Genomic DNA, 2,448 nt, shown 5'->3' with positions numbered 1-2,448 from the left:
CTCGCCCAGCAGCGTGTCCACCGCGCTCTTGAGGTCCTTGAGGACACCCGCGATGTCCTCCTTGCCCGTGTCGAGCTTGCCCGCCGTGGACTCCATCTCGGCATAGGAAGCACCGAAGTCGCTCATGTCCCTGTTCCCTTTCGACGTGGTCGCGCGGCCCGGTCGGGCCCGCTGAGCACAAACCTAGGCAACGAGCGCTGGATGGTCGATGGGGAGGACTCCCCATCCGGCTGGGAGTCCCGTGCACGTCAGGGGTCGGGCGGCCGCCGTCAGGCGGGCAGCGCGTGCAGGCCGCCGAGCGGAGCGCGTCGCGCCTCAGCGGCGCGCTCGGCCTCGATGAGGCCGCGGCGCTCGAGCACGGCGATCGCCGCGTCGCGATCGGCGAGCGCCGCCGCGCGGTCCTCCGGCGCGATGGCGGCGAGGGCGTCGCGGAGCGTCCCCGCGTCGCCGGGCGCTGCGGGAGCCGCGACGACCGGATGCGGCGCCGGCTCCGCAGGGCGCGAGAGCAGCAGGTGCAGGCCCGCCGAGACGGCCGCGAGCACGATCGCGACGACGATCGGCGCCGACCACGCCGCCCACGCGTCGTCGGCGGCGGTGCTCGCGAGCCCGTTGCCGAAGGCGTACGCGACGACGCCGACGATCGCGGTGCCGATCGACAGCCAGCGCCACGCGGGCGAGCGGCGGCGGCCGCGCACGAGCCAGGCGACGAGCGCGACGAGCTGCACGACCGCACCGATCGCGAAGCAGACGCCCGCCACGGGCGCCGAATCCTCGATCGGGAGCCGCCAGATGCCCCACTGGTCGCCCATGAGCGTCGCCATGCCGATGAGCGGCGCTCCCGCGACGGCGAGGAGCGCGAGGCCGAAGGCCCAGCCCGCGACGTCGCCCGCCCTGCGGGCGGCACCGCGGGGTCGCAGCATGCCGGCGATCGCGGCGCCGTCGTCGCCCGCGAGGGCCACGGCGTCGGGGTGGCGCTGCAGCGCGTAGGCCTCGAGGATGCCCAGCCGCGGCGTCGCGCTGGCCGACTGCTCCTCGGCCCACTCCACGGCGGAGGCGTAGCGCAGGCTCACGCGAGCGCCTCCGACGACCAGGCGGCGACGGCGTCGTCGCCGGGGTCGTTCGAGCGCCACGGGCCCGCGGGCCCATGCACGGCGATGGTGGCGGCGAAGGCGTGCAGCAGCGGCACGAGGTCGGAGGCGAAGCCCGGCAGCGTCGGCTCGAGCCGCACGTGCAGGAGCGCCGCGCCGTCGGTGCACAGCAGGTCGATGCCCAGCAGCTCGACCGGGCCGTCGGCCTCCGGCACCTGCAGCTGCTCGCGGAAGACGCGCTGCACGCCGGGCCCGACCTCGGGGAGCGTCAGCGGCGAGAGCGCCCCGCCGACCTCGCGCCAGTCGAGCGGCTGCTCGAGCGCGCCGAAGGCGACGTGGACGATGGCAGCCCGCGGTTCGCGGACCGGCCAGAGCTGGAAGCAGAGCGCGTCGTCGGGCGTGCGGCGGGCGAGCGCGTGCTCGAGCGCCGCGGGCACCAGCACGTCGTGCTCCGGGCGCCAGCGGTCGGCCCAGTCGGCGCGCAGCTCGGCGGCACGGCCCGAGACCCAGGCGCTCGCCTGCGCCTCGTCGAGCCCCGCTCCCCCGGTCGGCGGGACCTCGAGCCAGCCGGGGTCGTCGGTGCGCGCGGTGACCTGCCAGCCCGTGCCGTGATCCATGCCCCGAACCTATCGGCGCGCGGTCGCGGGATCGCTCAGAAGCCCATCCACTTGAGCGCCGGCAGGGCATCGGTGATGCCCTCGGTGCCCGCGGCCTGCGTGCCGTAGTTCGTCATCTTGATGATGTTGCCGAAGTAGGAGTGGCCCATGTCGAAGCCGACCGCGAGGCGGCTGGTCCAGTCGATGCCCTCCTCCATGACGTTCGAGAGCATCTGGAAGTCGTCGAGGCCCTTGCCCGTGACGAGCCGCGTCATCGTGCCGCCGAGGCCGTTGCTGTTCAGCTGCCAGAACGTGCTCGCACCGGCGCGGAAGCCCTGGAAGCCGCCGCCTGCGAACTGCGACGCGATCGAGAGCGTGCGCATCTGCCCGAACGCCGCCGTGTATGTCGACGGCTTGAACGCGCCGCCTGCGACGTCGCCGAGCACGCTCATGAAGCCCGTCTTGCCCTGGGCGAGCTTGCCGAAGGAGCCGAACGGGATGACGCCGACGATCGCGAGCGCGAGGTCGAGCCCGGAGGCGTCGTCGCGCACGAACTGGTAGATCGTGAGGATGAGGGTCGCGGCGGCGACGATCGCCGCGAGGGCCGCGATGATCGGGCCGCCGATGATGAGGCCGACGACCGCGAGGATGAGGCCCGCGATCTGCAGCACCTTGAGGGCGCCGGCGACGAAGCCGTCGAGGTCGTCCCAGAAGGAGTCCTCGATCTTGCCCGCGAGCGTGTCGCCCACGTCGTTCGCCGCGGT

3 protein-coding genes are annotated in these 2,448 nt (G+C 74.1%); all 3 read right to left on the bottom strand.

Going from position 1 to position 2,448, the window contains the following annotated elements; all coding sequences use genetic code 11:
- Positions 1–269: 269 nt before the first annotated feature.
- Positions 270–1,070: a hypothetical protein gene (locus tag IEW90_RS13700; RefSeq protein WP_188718882.1), complete on the bottom strand. Its 801-nt coding sequence runs from the start codon at positions 1,068–1,070 to the stop codon at positions 270–272.
- A complete protein-coding gene (locus IEW90_RS13695) occupies positions 1,067–1,705 on the bottom strand; it encodes a hypothetical protein (RefSeq protein WP_188718881.1) in 639 nt (212 codons plus the stop codon). The genes IEW90_RS13700 and IEW90_RS13695 overlap by 4 nt, the downstream gene beginning before the upstream one ends.
- Positions 1,706–1,740: 35 nt before the next feature.
- The coding region (locus IEW90_RS13690; RefSeq protein WP_188718880.1) for a hypothetical protein at positions 1,741–2,448 on the bottom strand (708 nt) is incomplete at its 5' end.

The organism is Agrococcus terreus, assembly GCF_014645235.1.
Classification (GTDB): Bacteria; Actinomycetota; Actinomycetes; order Actinomycetales; family Microbacteriaceae; genus Agrococcus; species Agrococcus terreus.
The sequence above is the reverse complement of the archived record's forward strand: the minus strand, read 5'-3'. Positions and strand labels throughout refer to the sequence as shown.